Raw genomic sequence first — 18,959 nt, forward strand, 5'->3', positions numbered from 1 at the left:
GGCGTGACCGTGACCAGCCGCAGCCGTGAGAGGGTCGCGGCGCCTTCCTCTTTGCCCGGTGTCGATGTCAGCACCTTGACCCGAGGCTTGTATTCGACCGATGCGTCGCTGTACCGCGTCGTCCCCGAGGGTGTGGCGGTGCCCCGCGACACCGACGAACTCGCTGCACTCGTGGACGCCGCCCTTGCGGCGCATATGCCGATCACGCTCCGCGGCGCGGGCACGTCGTGCGCGGGCAACGCGATCGGGCCGGGCATCGTCATCGACGTGGCCCGCCACCTCACCGCCATCGATCACCTGGACGCCGACGCGCGCACCGCAGTCGTCCAGCCGGGCGTCGTCCAGGACGTCTTGTCGCGGCAAGCGCAACGCGACGGCTTGCGGTTCGGCCCCGACCCGTCCACGTTCAGCCGCTGCACCATCGGCGGCATGATCGGCAACAACGCCTGCGGGCCTCGCGCGTTGGGCTATGGCCGCACGTCGGACAACGTTCTTGCCCTCGACATCATCACGGGCACGGGTGAACGCCTCACCGTCGATTCACGACGCGACGCCCGCGCGTCCGACTCCCCCACACTGCGGGCGCTGCACACCCTCGTCATGGCCAACCTGGGCTTGATCCGCACCCAGTTCGGGCGCTTTGGCCGTCAAGTGTCGGGCTATTCGCTGGAGTGGCTGCTGCCCGAGAACGGCTTCGACGTGGCGAAGTTCCTCGCCGGAACCGAAGGCACGCTGGGCATCATCACGGGTGCGACGGTCCGGCTCGTGGCCGACGCGCCCGCCAAGACGATGCTGGCCTTGGGCTATCCGACGATGCCCGAAGCCGCCGACGCCATGCCCGCGATCCTCCCGTTCCACCCCACCGCCGTGGAGGGGATGGATGCGCGCATCGTCGACGTGGTGCGCCGCAGCCTCGGGGAGGACGCCGTCCCGCCGCTGCCCCAGGGCGCGGGGTGGGTGTTCGTCGAACTCGTCGGCGATGACCCTCAGGAGATCGCCGCCCGCGCCGCGGCCCTCGTCACAGCTTCTGGATGCCTCGAGGGCTGGATCGTGGAAGATCCGGCGATCGCGACCTCCTTGTGGAAGATCCGCTCCGACGGCGCGGGCCTGGCCGGTGTCAGCCTGGAGCGTCCCGCCTACGCGGGCTGGGAGGACGCCGCGGTACCCCCGGAGAAGCTGGGCGCCTACCTTCGCGACTTCGACGCGTTGCTGGAACGCCATGGGCTGCACGGCCTGCCGTATGGGCACTTCGGTGACGGCTGCGTCCACTGCCGCATCGACTTCCCGCTCACCCAGGAGGACGACGGGGCGGCCCGCTACCGCGCCTTCATCGAGGATGCCGCCGACCTGGCCGCGTCCTTTGGTGGCTCCATGTCCGGCGAGCACGGGGATGGGCGGGCCCGCTCCGAACTGCTGGGGCGGATGTACTCCCCCGAGGCGCTGGCGCTGTTCGCGGCCATCAAGCATCTCTTCGACCCCGACAACCTGCTCAATCCTGGCGTCCTGGTTGATCCCCGTCCGCTGGACGCCGACCTGCGCGCACCGCAGGTGCGCCGGTCACCGCTGTTTCGCGCCGATCCGCAGTTCGTCGAGGACGTGCATCGCTGCACCGGCGTCGGCAAGTGCGTCTCGGCGTCCCTGTCCGGCGTCATGTGCCCCAGCTGGCAGGCGACCCACGAGGAGAAGGACTCCACACGCGGACGGGCTCGGATCCTGCAGGAGATGATCAACGGCACGCTGGTCACCGACGGCTGGCGCAGCGCCGAGGTGCATGAGGCGCTCGACTTGTGCCTGTCGTGCAAGGGATGCTCCCGCGACTGCCCCACGGGGACCGACATGGCCGCCTACAAGTCGCGCGTCCAGTACGAATCGTTCAAGGGACGCCTGCGCCCCCTGGATCACTACTCGATGGGATGGCTGCCGCGCTGGGGTCGCCTGGTCAGCAGCATTCCGCTCCTGCCGCACCTCGCGAACTTCTTCATGCAAACCCCCGGGCTCTCGACGCTGGTGAAGAAGGCTGCGGGCGTGGACACGCACCGGGGCATGCCGCGCTTCGCGTCGGGATCGCGTCGAGCGGCCGCCCGCAAGGAGTTCGATGGCCGCCCCGGCACCAAGGGCGAGGTCGTGTTGTGGGTCGACTCGTTCTCCGACGCGTTCGCTGGGGATCACGTCGCCACCATGGCAGCAGTGCTGATCGCCAACGGGTGGACGCCGCGCCTGCTGGAGCGCAAGGCCTGCTGCGGCCTGACGTGGATCACCACGGGCCAACTGGATGGGGCCGCCCGCGAACTCCGCAACGCCACCGACGTCCTGCACCCCTATGCGGCGCGCGGCATCAAGATCGTCGGCACTGAGCCCAGCTGCCTGGCGGTGTGGAAGTCCGACGCCGCCGAACTGGTGCCTGACGACCCGCGCGTCGGCGAGGTCGCCGCCGCGGTGATGACGCTGGCCGAGTTCCTGGCCCACGACCCCACCTTCGAGGTGCCGGATCTGAGCGGGCACACCATCGTCGCCCAGCCGCACTGCCACGAGGCGTCGGTGATGGGCTGGGACGCCGAAGCGAAGCTGCTGGCCGCCACCGGCGCCACCGTGGTGAAGGTCAAGGGTTGCTGTGGGCTGGCGGGTAATCACGGCATGATCGCTGGCCACTACGACTTCTCCAAGGCTGTCTTCGCGACGAACCTGGAACCGGCCCTGGATGCTGCCGGGCCCGACGCCATCGTCTTGGCGGACGGGTTCTCGTGCCGTACCCAGCTGGAAGACTTGCGCGGCCTGCAGGCACTCACCTTCGCTCAAGTCCTGGCTGCACACACCCACTAGACCGCTGTTCGCGGGCCTGGTGGCGCCTGTCGTGGCGCGGTCCAGGAGCACGTGTCGTCCCGGACCCCCCAAAATACCGCCCACGCCTCCGCCCAAAGTACGGTTACGCGCTGCCCCCGTGGCGAGACGCCTCGCGCCCGGCTAGGTTTTGCTCATCTGGCACCGCCAGCGGGAGTTCGAAGGAGTGGATCGCCGTGGAAACTCTGGCCTGGGTCCTCGTCGTCGCCTGCCTTGCTGGCCTCATCGTGGTGTGCGCCGTTCGCGGAACGCTCTCTTGGCCACAGTGGTTCCTCTATGCGGCCCTCTCACTGGCCATCGTGGTGTGGACGTTTTCGGTCATTCCCCCGGCACAAGGGCCAGCGCTGACCGGCATCATCGCCTTGGGAGGCGCTCTCGCCTGGCTGGTGAAGAAGAAACCCGCAGCGAGACCCCAGTAGGCATCGGGGGCCCGACAGCGAGTGTGCGCCTGTTGCCGGGTCTCCCTTCCGCGCCGGGTCTTGCGGTCAGCTACCCTGCCCGTTCATGAGCACCGGAGTTTCCCTCACCCATGCCGACGCCGAACGTGTCCTCTCCGAGTGGGATGCTCCGGGCCCCTCCCAGGAAGGCCTCGCGCAGGCTTACCTCGGCTTTCTGGCTGCTCGCCCCGATGCGACCGACCGCAGCTGCACGCCCGGCCACCTCACCGCGTCGGCGCTGGTCTTCGACCATGACCTGACCCACATCGCGTTGGTGTTGCACGGCCGCTTCGGCATCTGGATCCAGGCGGGCGGCCACATCGAACGCACCGACGTGACCCTCCGCGAGGCCGCGACCCGCGAGGTGCGTGAGGAACTCGGGCTGGAGGTGGATCTGATCGGCCCGGCCACCCTCAACGTGCACCCGGTGATCTGCCGCGGGTACACCGAGGTGACCCGTCACTTCGACGTCCGCTTCGTCGGCCGGGCAGCCCCGGGCGCAGAATTGACGTGCTCGTCGGAATCCCGGGATGTCGCCTGGTGGCCGCTGGACGCCCTCCCCGAGGGGCTCCGCGACGAGTTGCACGAGTTGATCACGCTCGGGCGCGCCCGGCTCGCCGCCCAGTAGCGGGGCAGGGGGCCCGCGCGGCCTATACTGGGCGCCGATTCCAACCCCTTCGTTTCCAAGGACGGTTCATGCCCGAGTTCGTGTTCACCATGCACAACGTGCGCAAGACACTGGGTGAGAAACTCATCCTCGACAACGTCACCCTGTCGTTCTACGAGGGCGCCAAGATCGGCGTCGTCGGCCCGAACGGCGCGGGCAAGTCGACCATGCTGAAGATCATGGCCGGGCTGGAGAAGCCCAACAACGGCGAGGCGATGCTCGGCAAGGGCAAGACCGTCGGCCTGCTGCAGCAGGAGCCGCCCCTGACCGAAGACAAGACGGTCATGGAGAACATTGAGGAGGCCGTCGCCGAGACCAAAGGCATGCTCGACCGCTTCAACGCGATCGGCATGGAGATGGCCGAACCGGACGCCGACTTCGACGCGCTGATGGAGGAGATGGGCACCCTCCAAACCGAACTGGATCACCGCAACGCTTGGGATCTGGAAAGCCAACTCGAGCAGGCGATGGACGCGCTGCAGTGCCCGCCCGGGGACACGCCCGTCAACGTGCTGTCGGGTGGTGAGCGTCGCCGCGTCGCGTTGTGCAAGCTCCTGCTCGAACAGCCCGACCTGCTGCTGCTCGATGAGCCCACCAACCACTTGGACGCCGAAAGCGTCAACTGGTTGGAAGGTCACCTCAAGACTTACCCGGGTGCCGTGCTTGCCGTCACCCACGATCGGTACTTCCTCGACAATGTCGCCCAGTGGATCTGCGAGATCGACCGGGGCCATCTGCACCCGTATGAGGGCAACTACTCCACCTACCTGGAGACGAAGAAGTCCCGCTTGCAGATCGAGGGCAAGAAGGACGCCAAGCGCGCCAAGATCTTGGAGCGCGAACTGGAATGGGTGCGCGCCAACCCGAAGGCCCGTCAGGCCAAGAACCGCGCCCGTCTGGCCCGCTACGAGGAACTCGCCGCTGAGGCGGAGCGTACGCGCGCACTCGACCTGGCCGAGATCAACATTCCCCCGGGCCCGCGCCTGGGCGCCGAGGTGTTGGAGGCCTCGCACCTCACCAAGGGGTTCGGCGATCGGGTGCTGATCAAGGATCTGAGCTTCTCGTTGCCGCGCGCCGGGATCGTGGGCATCATCGGCCCCAACGGTGTCGGCAAGACGACCCTGTTCAAGATGGTCACCGGCAGCGAAGAGCCCGACGCGGGCGAGTTGCGTGTCGGCCAAACCGTCTCCTTCAGCTACGTGGACCAGAACCGGGCGGGCATCGACCCCAAGAAGAACGTCTGGGAGGTCGTCTCCGACGGCCTGGACTTCATCAAGGTCGCCAACTTTGAGATGCCGAGCCGCGCCTACGTCGCCTCCTTCGGTTTCAAGGGCCCCGACCAGCAAAAGCTCGCGGGGGTGCTGTCGGGTGGTGAACGCAACCGGTTGAACCTGGCGTTGACCCTCAAGCAGGGTGGCAACGTGCTCCTGCTGGATGAGCCCACCAACGACCTGGACGTGGAGACCCTCCAGAGCTTGGAAGACGCCTTGTTGGAGTTCCCCGGCTGTGCCGTGGTGATCTCCCACGATCGCTGGTTCCTGGACCGGGTGGCCACCCACATCCTGGCGTGGGAGGGCAGCGACGACAACGAAGCGAACTGGTTCTGGTTCGAGGGCAACTTCGCCGACTACGAGCAGAACAAGATCGCCCGTCTGGGCGCCGACGCCGCACGCCCGCACGCCAGCAAGCATCGCCGCCTCACCCGCGGCTGAGATCCGCGTGGGCAGCCGGGGTTCGCATCGCGCGGACCCCGGCTGCTGCGTTTCTAGGCAGGAATCGGCTCTCTCTCCCCCAGGCCACGCTCGCCGTCTGCGGCCGGCGTCGCCGCCGCAATCGCGACCGTGATCGGCGCCTCGCCCCCGTTCCGTGGGGCGTCCCCGTCCACGCTGCCGACGTGGTTCGAGCCGTCGACACGGTTCAGGTCATCGGGCGTGACGTCCTGCGCCGGGACACTCGAACGCACCGCAGACCGACGAAAGGTACTGGCGCCGCGGCGCAGGTCATGGGCGACCCACGCCGCCTCCACTGTGTACCCCTCCCGCGAGTGCCCCGCCTCGTCGCTCCAGCGTTCCAGGCGCAAACGCCCGCCGACGATCACCGCATCGCCTTTGGCGACGCTGTCGCGCACGTTTGCCGCGAGCCGCCGCCAGCAGACCACCCGGTACCAGGCCGTCGGCAGATCGACCCACAGCCCGTCACGCTGCACGGCGGGGGTGCACGCCAGCGAGAACGTTGCTCGGCCCCCGTATTCGCCGTGATCGCGCCAGGCAACGTCAGCCCCGACGTTGCCGTTGATGATGATCTCCGCTTCCATGTCCGCCCCTCCTGATCGAGTTGCCCACACGTTAGGCAGGCCGCGTCACAGCACACGAGGAGACGTGAGGGGCAGCAGAAGAGGCGTGCGTGATCGCGGGAAACGGGCTTGATCGTGAGAGAGGCGGACGGGGAAGCGCGATCGTCAGCGGGCGCGTTCCAGCGCGGCCCGCGCCTCAGCGAGCCGTTCCAACTCCGCACGGATCGGATCGATGACCTCGGCGTCCACCACAGCCCCCACGGCTGCGGTGAGCGCGTGGGACGCCTGCCGCTGCTTGACGCGGGCTCCCGCCTCAACGAACACGCGGCTCAAAAGCCCGAACACGATGCCCAAGCCCACCCCGCCGAGGAGCAGCATCGTCGGCACCGGCCATCCTTGCCAGGTGATCGTGGGCACCACGAGCGGCACCTGCAATGCGGCCACGACGAGCGGCGCCAGCAGCCACCCGCCCCCGATGAGCACGGCCGCGATCCCCAGCCATTGCAGGAAGGTGACCACGCCCCACCAGCCGTGTCCGGCGTCCATGCGCAGATCGGTCGCCCCGATGGCGGCGTCGATCCGGTCGGCCAGCACAGCGCGGTCCGAGCGGGCCACTGCCTTCAATCGTTCGGCCCACGCGCGGGGCACATGAGCGACGCTCGCATCGATGACCTGACGCAAGGACGCATCGAGTCGGGCGCGCTGCACGGGAGTGGCTTTCGGCAGTGACGCGTGCACCACGTCGGTCGCCCCGGCGCCCTGACCGATACGCAGTCGCCGCAACGGGTCGGGCTTGAGCCTGCGCAGCCACGTGACCAGCGGCCATCCGGTCGCCAGCGCTCCACGGTGACGCCAGGCGTTCAAGACCCCTTCGGTGACCACGGGGACGCCGGACGCCTCCGCCACACTGGCGTGCAGCGCCGCCAGATCGCTACGCGACAACACGGGGACCGGGCCCGTGCCCAGCGCGTCCCGCAACGTGGCTGCTTCTGCGGCGATGTCGGCGGCGAACCGGCGCGCGGTGATCTCTTTGTCGCGGGCCGCCTGGGCCATGAGTTCCCGCAACTGTCCCAAGCCCTCCCCGCGCAGCGCGGAGACGGCCACGAGCGGGGTAGCAGACAGGCCCTCGCTGTCGAGCAGCCGTCGCAGATCGGCCAAGGTGGCGTGCCGTTGTTCCGGGTTGAGCCGGTCGACCTGGTTCAAGGCGACCACCATCAGGTCGGCGTGCCCGGCCAACGGGATGAGGTAGCCGTCGTGGAGGGCGGCGTCCGCGTACTTTTGCGGATCGACCACCCACACCAGCATGTCGACGACCTTGACGAGGCGATCCACCGTAATCCGGTGCGCCGCCTCAGTCGAATCATGATCGGGCAGATCCAGCAGCACCAGCCCTGCGGGAATCTCCTCCCGAGGCGCCACCACGTGCCGCCCGCCGACCTTCAACCAGTCCAGCAGCGCGGTGGGGGCTTCGCTACCCCAGGCCACAGCCATGGCCTCGCTCGTCGTGGGACGCGTGACGCCGGGGCGGGCGAACTCCGTCCCGGAGACCGCGTTGAACAGGCTGGACTTTCCCGATCCGGTCGCTCCTGCCAGGGCTACGACCGTGTGATCGCCAGCCAGGGCCAGGCGCTGCCCGGCTCGCTCGATCAATGCGTCCGCGGGTGCCAGCACCGCGTCCGGCACCCGGCCGCGGCTCAACTCGATGGCTCGATCCAGCGCGGTCAGCCGGGAGGCCAGGCTCCGGGTGTCCTTCTCAGCCTTCATGAGGCACCTCGACGCGGACGCCGTCGGCCTCCTCGACCGGATCCAGCACCTCTCCGCTGAGGATCGCCTCCGATGCGCCCGTCTCCAGGGCGGGAGTCTGTGCTGCCGGGTTCAGCCCGTCCACGCTCCCCGCCTGAGCCAGGGCCGGCATGTCGGTGACGCACGCGTGCACCGCGGCGACTGCGTCCCGCACGGCGGAGGCGGCGGACGCGTCGACTCCGGTGCTGCTCAGCGCCCGGTCGTAGCGGGCCAGTTCCAGCGCCAGCACCCCCTCGATGCGGGCGTCCAACTGGGCCTTGGCCTGGCGGGTGAGCCGCCTGACGGTGTCCTCCCCGAAGACCGCCTCCAAGAGGCGCTGCGCGAGCACAGCCGTGCCCCCTGCCACGCCGACCTCGGCCCCGGTGAGCCCGCCGGTCTGGGTAAAGACCACGATCATGAGGGCGACGCCGACCCCGTTGACGCCGAGGGCGAGGTAGCGGGCCTTGGCGCGCTTGGACGCGCCCACCTCACTGACCAAGGCCAACACATCGCCTTGCCACGAGCGAATCGCGGCGCTCACCGCTGCCGGGAACTCCGGCGAGGTGTGCTGCAGGTCATCGCGCGTGGCGGCCAGGATGGTGCGGCCCGCCGGGTGCGCGCCCCACGCGGCTTCGGCGCGTTCGGCCGCCGCGTCGCCTTCTTCGCGGACGAACACTTCCAGCCCTGACTCCACCGCCAGCTTCACCTCGTTGACCTGGGGCGGCTCCCCACGCAACGTGGCGCGCAGCTTGTCGCGCAGCCAGCCGATTTTCTGCTCGACGGTCCGCATGAACTCGCCGGTGCCGACGAAGTCCTGCCACCGCGACAGCACCTCTCCTCGCAGGAGCGAGCCGTCCGACGTCTGCACGGCGATGGTCCGCACCGCCTCCGCGAAGCTGCGGTCGGCGTCCCCGCGCAGCTGCGCGACCGCCTCCACCTCGGCGTCCACGGCGTCCGCTATTGCGGGGGCCGAACGCACCAGGGCGCCGATAGCGCCGTCGAGGGTCTGCAGGACGACCGCCTGCCTGCTCGCCTGGTCCGCGGCCAGCGTGGCCAACCAGGTGCGGATCGGGGCGACGGCCGAATCGGGCAGCATGCCGGACGCGTCGGTTGCCGTCTCGGGGACCGCGAACAGGGGCGAGCGGCCCAGCCCGCGCTCGACCATGAGGCGACCCAGATGTGGGGGGACCTCCAACATGGCGGCGGGCGGGACGCGATCGAGCACGACGGCGACCGCGGCGGAGCGGTCAGCGGCGGAGCGAAGGTACTCCCACGGGACGGCGTCGGCGTAGCGGGCGGCCGAGGTGACGAACAGCCACAGGTCGGCAGCCGACAGCAACTGGGCCGCCAGCGCACGGTTCTCCTGCACGACCGAGTCCACGTCGGGGGCGTCGAGCAGGGCGAGCCCGCGCGGCAGCGACGCGTCGGGAACCAACTGCAGAGTGTGCGTGTCGTCGGCCTGGTCGAGGCTGCGCGCCAACCCGGGAAGGATCCGATCGGAGGTGAAGTAGTCGGCCTCGTCGGGGTGATGCACCAAGACGGGGCTGCGGGTCGTGGGCCGGATGACGCCAGGGCGCGAGACCACACGCCCCAGCAACGAGTTCACCAAGGTCGACTTGCCCGCGCCCGTGGAGCCGCCGATGACGGCCAGCAGGGGGGCGTCCAGGCTGGCGAGCCTGGGGAGCACGTAGTCGTCCAGTTGAGTCACGATCGCTCGCGCCGACTCGGCGGCGGCGTCAGAACCGGGCAACGAGAGGGGCAGGCGGACCTCCGCCACAGCCGACCTCAGTCGGCTCAGCGCCTGCGTCAGCGCGACTGTGCTCATCGACTCCCTACCCCTTTGGCGGCCCCCAGCGCGGATCAACCGGCGAGTACCCCGGTGAGCTTACCGTTCCGGGCAAAAATGACGCAGGCACGGGAGAAGGAGGCGCCCAGGGACCAACTGCGGTGCGACGACGGCGCAGCCGCAGCCAGGCGGGGAACTGCGGCAGTTGGATCTTCTGCACCGCCGGATCGGTGATCGCCACCGGCGCGAGGGCCCGGGCCTCATCAAGCAGGGTTCGTGCGCGCAGCGCCCCCGCCTCGTCCACCGTCCCGTGCAACTCGGCGTCACGCAGGTAGGCGAGTTCGCTCATCGTGCGCTGGATTCGCACGGTGGCGAGCATGGCACGCCAGCCGTGCGTCACGGAGATGAAGAAGCACGCCCACCGCGTCCGCTGTCGAGTGAAGAGTGTCACCACGGAGGGGGGAAGCCAACCCATGTCGACGTAGTCGCCCAAGCGGTCCCGCTGACGCCGGCCTTCAGCCAGGATGCGGCGGATGAGATAGATCACCAGGGTGAGGGCGATCCCCCAACCCATGATCGCCATCATCGTGTCGTCGGCGCCGATGCTGGCGAAGAAGTTGAACAGCATGTGGCCCAGCGCGGCGGCGAGGTAGCCCACCAGCGGGGCGATGATCCGCACGATCTTGCTGTGCGCCCGCAGGCCAACGATGAACCCCAACGCCATCAGCGAGGTGAACAGCGGGTGCCCGAACGCGGTCTTGACGCCCCGCAAGAACACGATCGAGTTGAGGGCCTGTTCCGGGTTCCCTGTGCCGATGGTGACCGAGGAATACACGATGACGCGGCTGTAATAAAGGATGTTCTCGGTGAAGGCGAACCCCGCCGCAGAGAGGCCAGCCAGGGTGACCGCCTGCAGCGTCGACACGATCCGGTAGCGCACGGCGATCGCGATGAAGAACACGACGGTCGCCTTCGTCGCCTCCTCCACGAAAGGGGCCACGAACACGGCGGCACGGGCGCCCGTGGCGGGGTCAGCACCGACGATGGCCATCTGGCGGCTCGCCCAGGTGTTGATCACCATCGACAGCGCCGTCGAGACGGCCGCGCCCCACCCCAACGCGAGGTACCAGAACCCGAGCCGCATCGGCCGGAAGCGATCCAGGGCCACGAAGGCCACAACCCACACGGCCAAGGTCGGTAGCGCGAGCGTTGCGGAGCGACGAATAGCGCTCAAGTTGAGCCCCGGCACCTCACCGCCGCCCTCGGCGGGTGTTGGCGTCACCGAGGTGACGTACATCCACCCGAGGCAGGCCGCATAGAGCACGGTCGCCCCCAGGATGATCCACAGCCAGCGGCTCCGTAGGAGCGCGATCGCCCAGTGGCGCTTCTGCTTCTCCTTGGTCACCGGGAGCCCGTTGGCGCGCAGCGACCGCACCGCTGTGAGCTCCGAAGTCATGGCCCCCAGGGTAGCGGCGTCACCAACCCCGTCGTCCAACCGCGGCACCGACGAAACGGCAACCCCTCGGAGCACCCCGACCTGCGGCTGCCCTTACAATCTCCTCGGGCCCCCGTAGCTCAGGGGATAGAGCAGCGGCCTTCTAATCCGACGGTCGGAGGTTCGAATCCTCCCGGGGGCGCCCGCCCGATCCTGCCTAGCGGATCACCGCATCACTGGTTCACCAGGGGTGTAGGTTCCCGGGGCGTGGTCGGTGAGCAGATGAATTCCCAGCATTGGCGCACGTTGGCGGTGTCGGTGTACTTGCCGACGACGCTCGCTTTGGTGGGGCTGGGCGCCGTGACGCCGCTCATCGCCCTCACCGCGCAGGATCTGGGCGCATCATTGGCCGAGTCGGCCTTCGTCGTCTCGCTCTTGGGGATCGGAGCGCTGGTCGGGGCACTGCCCGCGGGCATCGTCGCGGATCGCCTCGGCGAACAGCGCGCCCTCGTCGTCTCGTTGGTCGTGGACGCCGCCTGCATGGCCGTGGCCGCCTTCGCCCCCACGTTCGTCGTGCTGGGTCTGGCCGTGTTCGCGCTGGGGGTCTCCGAGGCGGTCGTCACCATTGCGCGGCAGTCGTTCGTCACCGAGTTCGTCCCGCTGACGCACCGGGCCCGCGCTCTTTCCACGCTCGGGGGCGTGTTCCGGATCGGTTCGTTCATCGGCCCCTTGGCTGGGGCGGCGGTCGTCACGCTGGGCGGGTTACGGGCGGCCTACTGGCTGGCGATCGCGACCTCGCTGGCTGCCGCGATCATCAGCGCCTGGCTGCCCGATGTCGAGCGTGAAGCTCCCCGGGGCGCCACCCCGGTCCACACGGCTGAGGTGCTGCGCGCCCATCTGCGGACCTTCCTCACGATCGGCGTCGGGGCGGCGGCACTCATGCTGGTGCGCGCCTCCCGCGACGCACTGCTGCCGCTGTGGGCGACCGCCATCGGATTGGACGCCGCCCAAACAAGCCTGGTCTTCGCCGCGAGTTCGTTCGTCGACCTCACCTTGTTCTACCTGGGCGGCTCGATCATGGACCGGTTGGGACGCAGGGCCGTCGCCGTGCCCGCCATGGTCATCATGGGCACCTGCTTTGGGTTGTTGCCTCTGGCCGCGACCGGCATCGGCCTGGGCGCGGTCGCGTTGGGCCTCGGGCTGGGCAACGGCATCAGTGCGGGGGTGGTGATGACCTTGGGGTCGGACGCCTCCCCCGCGGTCGGGCGCACGCAGTTCCTGGCGGGATGGCGCCTCACCACCGGCATCGGGGGCGCGCTGGGACCGGTGATGATCAGTGCGCTGGCAGCAACGGCGTCCTTGTCGGTGGCCGCGATCGCCGTGGCCGCACTCGGCTGGCTGGGCGCAGCATGGTTGTGGCACTGGGGTGGGCCCTCCCGTACCGGAGCCGCGACCAATCAGGTGGGCTGACGCTCACCTAGCCCCGTGCGGGCCGCTCCGCTGACACGTCGGATCCGGGGCGCGCATCCTTAGCTCCAGGTGGCGAGGGACGGACGCCGACCCCCTGAATCCAGGCGACGACGCAGCCCGCAGCCAACGACCAGAACGCGGAACCGATCCCCGCGACCACGATCCCGGAGGTCGCCACCACGACGGTGACGAGCGCCGCGACGCGATGATGTGGGTCGGCGAGCGCCTGTTGGAGCGAGCCGAGCAGGCTGCCGATCAGCCCGACCGCCGCCACAGCCGTGAACACCCCCAGCGGGGCCGCCCCGGCGACGGCGACGATCACCCCGGCACCCAACCCCACCAAGAGGTAGACCACGCCTGCGCTGACGCCCGCTACCCACCGTGCCTTACGGTCCTCCCCAGCCTCGGGGCCGGCAGCCAGCGCGGCAGAGATGGCGGCCAGATTGATCGCGTGACCACCGAACAGCGCTCCGAGCATGCTCCCCAGTCCCGTTCCTCCGATGGCCGCCCGCCAAGGGGTGGTGTAGCCAAAACTGGCCAGCACCGCTACGCCAGGGATGTTCTGGCTGGTCATCGTGACCAGGTAGAGCGGCAGGCCGATCGCGATGGCGGTGGCGACGTCGAACGTCGGGGTCACCCACACGAGCGCAGGCAGCGCCCCCGACCAGTCCGCCTGCGCGAAGGCCCCGGAGAATCCCAGGGCAACCAGTGCCGCCACCAGCGCACCGCGCACCGCCCAGCGCGGCGCGAACCGTGCCAGGACCACCCAGGTCACCAGCACGACGCCGATCGCGGCGGGACTGGTGGGGATGTCTCGGAAGGGCGCTGCGCACAGGGAGAGCAGGACGCCCGCCAGCATGGCGCTGGCGATGCTCGTCGGAATGGCGCGAACAAGCCGGGCCAGGGCAGGGACGAGGCCGGTCAACGTCAGCAGCGCACCGCACACCACGAACGCCCCGACGGCGGACGCGAACCCGTGCGCCGGGGTGGGCGCGGACGCCAGGAGCGCGGCCCCGGGGGTGGACCAGGCGACGGTGATCGGGCTGCGGCTCCACCAGGACAGCCCGATGCACGCCACCCCCATCGTCACGCACAAGGCGATGAGGCCGGACGCCGACTGCGCCGGGCTCGCGCCCATCGCGGCCAGCCCCGCCAAGACGACAGCAAACGACGACGTGAAACCCACGACCGCCGTGACCACGCCCGCCATCACCGGGGTGACCCGGTCGGCACGTCTTGATGAGTCCATGGGGCGTGACTTTAGGGTCACAACCACGCATGCGTGTGCGGTGTCCGCCGTGGACCGTTACCCGTTCACGGCGGCGTCGGCGTCAGTCCCCGACGGTGTCGATCCCCCGGGACACGATCAGCGGATCGGGCGGCGTCACGACCGAATCGTCGCGTCCCTCGTAGTCGAACTGGTTAAGGAAGGCCCGCATCGCGTTGAGGCGGGCGCGCTTCTTGTCGTTGGACCGGATGGTGATCCACGGCGCATGGTCGGTGTCGGTGCGCTCGAACATCGCTTCCTTGGCGGCCGTGTAGTCCTCCCAGCGATCCAGCGACTCCAGATCCATCGGGGACAGCTTCCAGCGCCGCACCGGGTCAATTTGCCGGATGGCGAACCGGGTGCGCTGCTCGCGTTGCGTCACCGAGAACCAGAACTTAGTCAGGTGAATCCCAGCGTCGACGATCATCCGTTCGAACTCGGGCGCCTGCCCCATGAAGATCTCGTACTGCTCGTCGGTGCAAAACCCCATCACCCGTTCGACGCCCGCCCGGTTGTACCAGGAGCGGTCGAAGAGGACGATCTCGCCGAATGTCGGGAAGTGCTCGATGTAGCGCTGGAAGTACCACTGCCCCAGTTCGGTGGTCGTCGGCTTGGTCAGCGCCACCACGCGCGCAGCCCGAGGGTTGAGGTGCTCGGTGAACCGCTTGATGGTGCCACCCTTGCCCGCGGCGTCGCGGCCCTCGAACAAGATGATGTGGCGCACGTCGTGATCTTGGCTCCAGTACTGGAGCTTGAGGAGTTCGACCTGAAGCTTGTATTTCTCGGCCTCGTACTCGTCTCGCGTCAGCAACGTGTCGTAGGGGTAGTCCTCCCGCCACGTCTCCACAGCGCGCCCGCCGGGATCGACCAGCATGGGATCGGGGCCCTCGGCGTCCCCCACGGTGTAGCCCTCGTGCACGAGCTTGTCGATGAACTGGCGCAGATTCTCACGTTGACCAGGGCCTTCGTCGATCATGTCTTGAAGGCTGTGCTGGTCCATGACTCTCCTGATGTGGCCGCGGCGGTGATGCCTGACAGCCTAACAAGCGCAGTCGTCCTACAGTGGAACTGTGAATGACGCATTGGTGTGGATCGACTGCGAGATGACCGGGCTGAACTTGGAGTCCGACGCCCTGATCGAGGTCGCAGCCCTGGTGACCGACGGCAACCTCAACGTTTTGGGTGAGGGTATCGACGTCTTGATCACTCCCCCGGCGGAGGCCCTCGAGGCGATGGGCGACTTCGTCCGGAACATGCACACCACCTCGGGCCTGCTGGATGAACTGGCCACCGGCACCACCTTGGAGGACGCCGAAGCGCAAGTGCTGGCCTACATCCGTGAATGGGTTCCGGAGCCTCGGCAGGCGCCGCTGGCAGGCAACACGGTCAGCACGGACCGCAGCTTCCTCGCCCGCGACATGCCCACCTTGGAAGGGCACCTCCACTACCGCAACGTCGACGTGTCCACGATCAAGGAACTGTCGCACCGCTGGTTCCCCCGCGCCTACTTCAACACCCCGACCAAGTCGGGCAACCATCGTGCGCTCGCCGATATCCAAGAGTCGATCGAGGAACTGCGCTACTACCGGGAGGCCGTGTTCGTCCCCGCTCCCGGGCCGGACGCCGCCGCGCTGCGCCGCATCGCCCGCACCCATCGGGGCGCCCTCACCGGCCACCGCCACCCGAAAGCTCCCGCCAGCGTGCCCGCCAGCGCCGAGTCCCCCACGGCCTGATCTGGCAGCGGCGCAGTGGCGGCGATTTCACGTCGCCGCCACGAACCCGCTATGCTGACGCTCGCTGTTCTCAGCGATGGTGGGTATAGCTCAGCTGGTAGAGCACCTGGTTGTGGTCCAGGATGTCGCGGGTTCGAGTCCCGTTACTCACCCCAAACGGGTCAGGTGTGAACTCGCGACCAAGGGTCCGCCCTTGGTCGCGGTTCCCGCCTGGCCCATCTTCTTTGCCTCGGCGGCCCAGCTCAGGGCGTCGGCATGGAGGCCGGACAGGCTCAGCCCGTCGTACGGGTTCCGGTAGCCGACGCGCACGTCGTTGTCCTCGTCGATGTAGATCGCCTTGAACAGCGCTTGGTTGCACAGGCGGCGGTTCGGGTCGTCGGCGTGCTCGTAGAGGTCGGCGGCGTTGGACAGCAGCTTCAGCGAGTCATCGAGGTTCGCTCGGGCGTCGGCATAGTGGCCGTGGTGCGCTGTGATCCGGTGCTCGATGGTCTCCAGCGACGCGGTGATCCGGTCCTGCTCCTTCTTGAGGAGGTCGAGTGGGATGGCTCCGGCGTAGTGCGCTTAGAGCAGCTTCTGCTGCTCGCCTTCGAGCTGGGTCCTCCGGGACGCGAGGTCGGCAAGTTCGGCGGCTCCTTCGGCCATCATCTCGTCGAACCGGGCATGGATCATCGCCGAGACCGCCTGCGTCGTCTCGGGATCGAGCTGCACCTTGGCATAGAAGCGCTCGATGAGCCGTTCGACCTGCTCGATGAGCATCGCCTGCCGGGTGCAGTCGCCCCTGCCGCCATGCCTGCTCGCGCACACGAAGTACGGGTAGATCGTGCCCTGGCTGCTCTTCGCGTTGCACACCAGTAGCCGCGAGCCGCACTGGCCGCAGAACACCGTCCCCTTCAAGTAGTGCTCGTGGACTTGCGTCGCATCTGCTGCCGAGCGGTGCGTGCCGAGCACGGTCTGCACCTGGTCCCACACCTCGTTGGGGACGATCGCCTCGTGCGCTCCGGCATAGGTCACGCCCTGGTAGCGGACGCTGCCCTTGTAGTACGGGTTCGTCAACATCCGATGCACCGACGACTTCCCGATGGGTCGGGACGGTCGCCGCGGCGAAGCCGCTGTCGTGAGCCCGCGCGCTACGAGCTCCTGGTGAAGCTGGCTCGTCGTCCAGTCGCCGGATGCGAACACCTGGAACGCCCACCGCACCAACGGGGCTCGCTCCTCGTCGATCTCGACGGTACGTACCTCCCGCCCGAACTCGTCGCGCACGCCGACATTGCGGTAGCCGATGGGTGCCTTCGTCACCGTGCCGCCCTGCGCGGCCTTCTGCGACAGACCCTTGACGACCTCGGTGGCGAGATTGCGGGAGTAGAACTCCGCGATCGAGGACATGATGCCGTGCAGCAGCATCCCCGACGGGGTCTCGTCGATGTTCTCCGTGGCCGACACCAGCGTGACGCCGGCGTCCTTGAGGGCGAGGTGGATGGTCACGTCGTCGGCTCGGTTGCGGGCGAGCCGGTCGACCTTGTGGACGATGCAGTAGTTCGTCTTGTGCTTCGCGACGTACTGGATCATCCGCATCAGTTCGGGCCGGTCGGCCTTGCGCGCGGACTCGCCCGCGTCGACGAACTCCTCGATGATCGTTGCTCCGAGCTGGTCGGCCTTGCGCTGGTTCGCCTCGCGCTGGGCCGGGATCGAGAAGCCCTCCGCCTGGCCGCCCTTCTCCGCCTGCTCCTTCGAACCGGGAGAAGGCGTAGGCCATCATAGAGCTGATGAGCACCGAGAGCGCGGTGGAGATCACCGCCACGATGAACGAGTTCAGGGCGTAGCGCGCGAAGTCCTGCGTGGTCCACGCCTGCACGTAGTTGTCGAAGGTGAACGGGTCGGGGATGAACTGCGGGGGCGTCGTCAGCACGTACGCCTGCGGCTTGAACGACGTCGACAGCATGTAGGCGAACGGCGTCACCATGACGACCGCGCCGACGATGAGCACGACGACGCGCAGGGCGGTGAGCGCCCGGCGGGATGCGACGGGGGTCATCGGTTCTCCTCCTTCTCGCGGAACACCCGCAGCTGGATCGCCGAGGCGAAGAAGACGATGATCGTAAGGATGACGGCGAGCGCCGAGCCGTAGCTGGAATCGAGATCGGAGAAGGCCTGCCGGTACATGTAGGTCAGCAGCACCTCGGTCTGCCCTCCTGGCCCGCCGCCGGTCATGAGCAGCACGGAGGTGAACACGTTGAAGCCGCCGATCACGAGCATCACGATGACGAAGATCATGGCCGGCCAGATCGCCGGCAGCGTGACGACGCGGAAGCGCTGCCACCACCCGGCTCCGTCGACCGTCGGCGCCTCCTCGAGCGACTTCGGCACGCCCTGGAGGGCCGCGAGGAAGATCATCATCGACCAGCCGACGCCCTTCCACACGCCGAGGGCGCAGATCGCGATCATCGCGGTCCAGCGCTCGGAGAGCCAGGAGGTGCTCCCGTCGGTGAGGTGTAGGAGGTCGCCGAGCGTGAAGTTGATGAGTCCCTCGTCGGCGAACAGGTGTTTGAACAGCAGCGAGACGACGACCCAGCTGGTTACGACGGGCAGGTAGTACAGCACGCGGAAGAGCGGCTGCGCCGGTGCCTTCGAGCGCAGCAGCATCGCGACGGCGAGGCCGAGCACGATCTGCGGGGGCACCGTGAAAAGCATGTAGATGCCGCTGTTGCCGAGGCTCAGCCAGAAGCGGTCGTCCTGCATCGCGCAGAGGTAGTTGTCGAGGCCGACGAACTCGCTGGCGGCGCCGCGCAGGATGTTCCAGTCGTAGAAGCTGATCTGCACGGCCTGCGCGATCGGGTACAGGATGAACAGCCCGAACAGCAGCACGCCGGGGAGCAAGAAGAGGTAGGGGGTGAGGGAGACCCGGCGCCGGCGGCGCGGCGGAGGGGACTGCGGGCGCGGGACGGCCGGAGCTGCCCCGCGGTCATGCTGCAGAAGGGCCATCACTTGTTCTCGGCGAGGAGGGCGTCGATCTGCTTCGCGGCGGAGCTCAGCGCCTCCTTGACGCCGACCTTCCCCTCGAACGCGGGCACGAGCTCGGTGCTGAGGATGGCGTCCACTTCGCCGGCCTGCGGGATGGGGAGGCGGGCGCGTGCGGTCTCGAGCTGATCCGAGAACGACTGGAAGTAGGGGTCGATCTTCGCCTGCGCGTCGGCGAACTCCGGCTTGACCGTCATCTGGCCGACCTTCGCCATGCCCAGCTGGTAGGCCTCGGA

16 protein-coding genes and 2 tRNA genes are annotated in these 18,959 nt (G+C 68.5%); 8 read left to right on the forward strand and 10 right to left on the reverse strand.

What is annotated here, in order from left to right:
- Nucleotides 1-3: 3 nt before the first annotated feature.
- The 4 genes from C1706_RS09355 to ettA all read left to right on the forward strand — a co-directional run bounded on the left by C1706_RS09355 (nt 4) and on the right by ettA (nt 5,654).
- A complete protein-coding gene (locus tag C1706_RS09355) occupies nt 4-2,820 on the forward strand; it encodes an FAD-binding and (Fe-S)-binding domain-containing protein (RefSeq protein WP_241653512.1) in 2,817 nt (938 codons plus the stop codon).
- A gap of 194 nt (nt 2,821-3,014) precedes the next feature.
- Nucleotides 3,015-3,257 carry a hypothetical protein gene (locus C1706_RS09360; RefSeq protein WP_129458988.1) on the forward strand — a complete coding sequence of 81 codons (243 nt, stop codon included), beginning with the start codon at nt 3,015-3,017 and terminating at the stop codon, nt 3,255-3,257.
- Nucleotides 3,258-3,342: 85 nt separating this feature from the next.
- Nucleotides 3,343-3,903 carry an NUDIX hydrolase gene (locus C1706_RS09365; RefSeq protein ID WP_129458989.1) on the forward strand — a complete coding sequence of 187 codons (561 nt, stop codon included), beginning with the start codon at nt 3,343-3,345 and terminating at the stop codon, nt 3,901-3,903.
- Between the two features lie 68 nt (nt 3,904-3,971).
- Nucleotides 3,972-5,654, forward strand: a complete 1,683-nt coding sequence (ettA, locus tag C1706_RS09370) for an energy-dependent translational throttle protein EttA (protein ID WP_129458990.1) — start codon at nt 3,972-3,974, stop codon at nt 5,652-5,654.
- Between the two features lie 53 nt (nt 5,655-5,707).
- Here the strand turns inward: ettA and C1706_RS09375 are convergent, their stop codons facing one another.
- From C1706_RS09375 to C1706_RS09390, 4 genes are all read right to left on the reverse strand, one after another.
- On the reverse strand, nt 5,708-6,256 hold the full coding sequence (locus C1706_RS09375; RefSeq protein WP_129458991.1) for a single-stranded DNA-binding protein: 549 nt from the start codon (nt 6,254-6,256) through the stop codon (nt 5,708-5,710).
- Nucleotides 6,257-6,400: 144 nt separating this feature from the next.
- Complete coding sequence (locus C1706_RS09380; protein WP_129458992.1) at nt 6,401-7,999, reverse strand: GTPase; 1,599 nt, start codon at nt 7,997-7,999, stop codon at nt 6,401-6,403.
- Nucleotides 7,989-9,842 (reverse strand): GTPase family protein, encoded by a 1,854-nt coding sequence (locus C1706_RS09385; protein WP_129458993.1) that lies wholly within the window; start codon nt 9,840-9,842, stop codon nt 7,989-7,991. The genes C1706_RS09380 and C1706_RS09385 overlap by 11 nt, the downstream gene beginning before the upstream one ends.
- Before the next feature lie 7 nt (nt 9,843-9,849).
- The gene (locus C1706_RS09390; protein WP_129458994.1) at nt 9,850-11,259 is read right to left on the reverse strand and encodes a PrsW family intramembrane metalloprotease; all 1,410 of its coding nucleotides are present in this window, start codon (nt 11,257-11,259) and stop codon (nt 9,850-9,852) included.
- A gap of 108 nt (nt 11,260-11,367) precedes the next feature.
- Here C1706_RS09390 and C1706_RS09395 point away from each other — a divergent pair.
- A tRNA-Arg gene (locus tag C1706_RS09395) sits at nt 11,368-11,440 on the forward strand.
- Between the two features lie 80 nt (nt 11,441-11,520).
- Nucleotides 11,521-12,708 (forward strand): MFS transporter, encoded by a 1,188-nt coding sequence (locus tag C1706_RS09400; RefSeq protein WP_129458995.1) that lies wholly within the window; start codon nt 11,521-11,523, stop codon nt 12,706-12,708.
- 7 nt (nt 12,709-12,715) lie between these two features.
- Here the strand turns inward: C1706_RS09400 and C1706_RS09405 are convergent, their stop codons facing one another.
- Complete coding sequence (locus C1706_RS09405; RefSeq protein ID WP_206661071.1) at nt 12,716-13,957, reverse strand: benzoate/H(+) symporter BenE family transporter; 1,242 nt, start codon at nt 13,955-13,957, stop codon at nt 12,716-12,718.
- An 82-nt stretch (nt 13,958-14,039) separates the two neighbouring features.
- Nucleotides 14,040-14,951 (reverse strand): polyphosphate kinase 2, encoded by a 912-nt coding sequence (gene ppk2 / locus C1706_RS09410; RefSeq protein WP_129459163.1) that lies wholly within the window; start codon nt 14,949-14,951, stop codon nt 14,040-14,042.
- Nucleotides 14,952-15,045: 94 nt separating this feature from the next.
- On the opposite strand from ppk2, the gene orn reads away from it, so the two are divergent.
- Both orn and C1706_RS09420 read left to right on the forward strand, forming a co-directional pair.
- Nucleotides 15,046-15,708 carry an oligoribonuclease gene (orn, locus tag C1706_RS09415; protein WP_129458996.1) on the forward strand — a complete coding sequence of 221 codons (663 nt, stop codon included), beginning with the start codon at nt 15,046-15,048 and terminating at the stop codon, nt 15,706-15,708.
- A 79-nt stretch (nt 15,709-15,787) separates the two neighbouring features.
- A tRNA-His gene (locus C1706_RS09420) sits at nt 15,788-15,863 on the forward strand.
- Here the strand turns inward: C1706_RS09420 and C1706_RS14610 are convergent.
- The 4 genes from C1706_RS14610 to C1706_RS09440 form a co-directional block, all read right to left on the reverse strand.
- On the reverse strand, nt 15,856-16,017 hold the full coding sequence (locus C1706_RS14610) for a hypothetical protein (RefSeq protein WP_241653513.1): 162 nt from the start codon (nt 16,015-16,017) through the stop codon (nt 15,856-15,858). The genes C1706_RS09420 and C1706_RS14610 overlap by 8 nt on opposite strands.
- A 252-nt stretch (nt 16,018-16,269) precedes the next feature.
- Nucleotides 16,270-17,394: a recombinase family protein gene (locus tag C1706_RS09425; protein WP_241653526.1), complete on the reverse strand. Its 1,125-nt coding sequence runs from the start codon at nt 17,392-17,394 to the stop codon at nt 16,270-16,272.
- A gap of 342 nt (nt 17,395-17,736) precedes the next feature.
- Nucleotides 17,737-18,570, reverse strand: coding sequence for a carbohydrate ABC transporter permease (locus C1706_RS09435; protein ID WP_241653514.1), 834 nt, complete (start codon nt 18,568-18,570; stop codon nt 17,737-17,739).
- Nucleotides 18,571-18,686: 116 nt separating this feature from the next.
- A complete protein-coding gene (locus C1706_RS09440; RefSeq protein WP_129458998.1) occupies nt 18,687-18,938 on the reverse strand; it encodes a type 2 periplasmic-binding domain-containing protein in 252 nt (83 codons plus the stop codon).
- Nucleotides 18,939-18,959 lie beyond the last annotated feature (21 nt).

It is taken from the genome of Propioniciclava flava (genome assembly GCF_004126535.1).
GTDB classification, from domain to species: Bacteria; Actinomycetota; Actinomycetes; order Propionibacteriales; family Propionibacteriaceae; genus Propioniciclava; species Propioniciclava flava.